Consider the following 2,296-nt stretch of genomic DNA (forward strand, 5'->3'; position numbering starts at 1 on the left):
ACATCCCTGCTTTCCCCTGACACCGGAGCCCCCATGCCCGCCGCGATCGAGGTTCGCGATCTGGTCTACGACTACCCCGGCACCCGCGCGCTCGATCGCGTCGGCTTTGCGCTGGCACCGGGGTCGATCACGGCGCTGGTCGGGCCGAACGGGGCCGGCAAGACGACGCTGCTGCGCTGTCTCGCCGGGCTCGACGAACCGGCGGGCGGCGGCATCCGCATTGCCGGCATCGACATGCTCGCCGATCCGCGCGCCGCGCAGCGCGCGCTCGGCTACCTGCCCGATGACTTCGGCGTCTACGTCGACCTGAGCGTCGAGCGCTGCCTGCACTACGCCGGGGCCGCGCACGGACTCGAAGGCGGGGCGCTCAAGGAGCGCGTCGGCGAGGTCGTCGTGCAGCTCGATCTCGTGGAAAAGCTCAGGGCCCGCGCCGGCACGCTGTCGCGCGGCCAGCGCCAGCGGCTCGCAATCGCCCAGGCGATCCTGCACCGGCCGCGCGTGCTGCTGCTCGACGAACCGGCCTCGGGGCTCGATCCCGATGCGCGCAGCGAGCTGTCGTCGCTGATGCGCGCGCTCGGGGCCGCCGGCATGACGCTGCTGGTGTCCTCGCACATCCTCGCGGAGCTGGAGGCCTACTGCACGCACATGCTGGTGCTGCGCGCCGGCCGCATCCTCGAACACCGGGCCCTGACCGGCGGCGGACACCCCGCCGGCAGCGATGAGCCACCGCCGCGCCGGCTGCAGCTGCGCCTCGCCCGGCCCGATGCCCGCCTGCCGCAAGCCCTCGCCGGACTGCCGGGCTTCGAGCCGGTCGAGGCGACGGAACAGGAAGCACACGGCGTGTTTCGCGGCGACGACGCGGCACTGGCCGCCGCCCTTGCCACGCTGATCGCCGCCGGCCTGCCGGTCTGCGAATGCGCGACGCAGGCCGAGCGCCTGCAGGATGCCTATCTCGCCGCCGTGCGCGGTGCCGGGCACGCCGGAGTCCGCTCATGATCGCCCGCAACCCCGAATTCGTGCGCAACCTGTGGCTGGAACTGACGCCGCTGCGGCTGCTGACCATGCCGCTGCTGCTGGCGCTGATCTTCGTGATCGACGCGAACACCGGCAGTCCGCATCCGGCGAGCTACACCGCGCTGACGCTGTTTTTGCTGCTCACGGTCGCCTGGGGCGGCAAGCTCGCCGCCGACTCGCTGATCGCCGAGTACGCGCAGGGCACCTGGGACAGCCAGCGCCTGAGCGGCCTGAGCGCCGGGCAGATGACGGCCGGCAAGCTGTTCGGCGGCCCGGCCTTCGCGTGGTATGGCGGCGCGATCTGCCTGATCGTCCACGCCGTCGCGACACGCGCGCCGGTCGCGGTCACGCTGCGCACGCTGTTCTCGGCCGTGGCGCTGGCGATCAGTGTCCACGCGCTGTGCCTGCTGGCGACGCTGCTCGCCGCGCGACGCCTGCACAAGCCGGCACCGCCGCGCGGACTGGCGCTGCTGATCCTGCTGATCCTGGTGCCGTGGGTCTTCGGCCTCGCCCGCAACGAGGCGGCGCTCTCCGACGAGCCGGTGCGCTGGTACGGCCACGCCTGGGCCACCCTCGACTTCACGGCCTTCAGCCTGGCGCTGCTGCTCGGCTGGTCGGTGACCGGGCTGTACCGGATGCTGCGCGAGGAACTGGCCTTCCGCGATCCGCCGCTCGCGTGGCTCGGCTTCGTGCTGTGCGGCTGGATCTACATCGGCGGTTTCATCTGGCCGGATGGCCCGAAGCCGCTGACGCTGCACCTGTCGATCGCCGCGCTGTTCACCGGCGCGCTCAGCTATGTGCTGCTGTTCATCGAACGCAAGGACTGGCTGCGCCTGCGCCGGCTGCTCGCGGCCGTGCAGCAGACGCCGCCGGACCTGCCGCGCGCCGCCGCACTGCTGCCGCTGTGGCTGTGCTCGGCGGCGCTGACGGTCGCGGTCGCGCTGCTGCTGATCCTGCCGACCCTGCTGCTGCCGATCTCGGCGCAGCCGCTGCGCGAGCTGGCCGTGCTGCTCGGCTGGCTGCTGTGCTTCGGCCGCGACCTCGCGCTGGTGCTGGCGCTGCACTTCGGCAAGGACACGCGCCGCGCCGATGGCGCCGCGCTTTTGTACCTCGCCGTGCTCTACGGGCTGCTGCCGGTGCTGTTCCACGCGATGGACCTGCCGCAGCTCGTGCCGCTGCTGGTGCCGCACACGCTGTCCGAGGCGCCGTGGATGCTCGCGCTGGTGCTGCCGCAGCCGCTGGCAGCCGGGTGGTGGGCGTGGCGGCGCTGGCAGCGGCTGCC

The 2,296-nt window shown here is 72.7% G+C and carries 2 protein-coding genes; both read left to right on the top strand.

The window, feature by feature from the left end; genetic code table 11:
* Window positions 1-33: 33 nt before the first annotated feature.
* On the top strand, window positions 34-996 hold the full coding sequence (locus tag PKE44_RS18480) for an ABC transporter ATP-binding protein (protein WP_324554170.1): 963 nt from the start codon (window positions 34-36) through the stop codon (window positions 994-996).
* Window positions 993-2,296, top strand: a 1,304-nt coding sequence (locus tag PKE44_RS18485; protein WP_324554172.1) for a hypothetical protein, incomplete at its 3' end; no start/stop codon positions are given. The genes PKE44_RS18480 and PKE44_RS18485, both read left to right, overlap by 4 nt.

This window comes from Plasticicumulans sp., from assembly GCF_035331805.1.
Taxonomy (GTDB): domain Bacteria; phylum Pseudomonadota; class Gammaproteobacteria; order Competibacterales; family Competibacteraceae; genus Plasticicumulans.

Bases quoted from the DNA above. Each gene is read 5' to 3' on its own strand.
- PKE44_RS18480 (WP_324554170.1), top strand. From the start codon at position 34: ATGCCCGCCGCGATCGAGGTTCGCGATCTGGTCTACGACTACCCCGGC.